The 255-nt window shown below is 51.4% G+C and carries 1 protein-coding gene; it reads right to left on the reverse strand.

Going from position 1 to position 255, the window contains the following annotated elements; genetic code table 11:
• Positions 1-255 (reverse strand): class II aldolase/adducin family protein (locus tag JYB62_RS19775; protein WP_205647106.1); only part of this gene is annotated, 255 nt, incomplete at both ends.

The following is a 255-nucleotide window of genomic DNA, read 5'->3' on the forward strand; positions in this document are numbered from 1 at the left end:
CCGCCAGTGTCTGCTGCAACTGGAGTCCCAGATCGAATCCTGGTTTCTGCCAAGGCACCCAGGCGATCTGACCGTTCCAAAGTTCCTGCGTGATCTTCTCACCTTCCTTGGAAGCGGCTATGGCAATGGCAGCATCAGGATGGAGGTGATCAATGTGTTTGAAAGGTAAAAAAGCATGCAAAGGGGTGTCGATGGAAGGTGCTTTGGAGTCCAGGTCGTAGATACAGTGGTTGAAAAGCCCCACCATTTCATCTT

The sequence above is a fragment of the Algoriphagus lutimaris genome (assembly GCF_017051705.1).
In the GTDB taxonomy this organism is placed as follows: Bacteria; Bacteroidota; Bacteroidia; order Cytophagales; family Cyclobacteriaceae; genus Algoriphagus; species Algoriphagus lutimaris.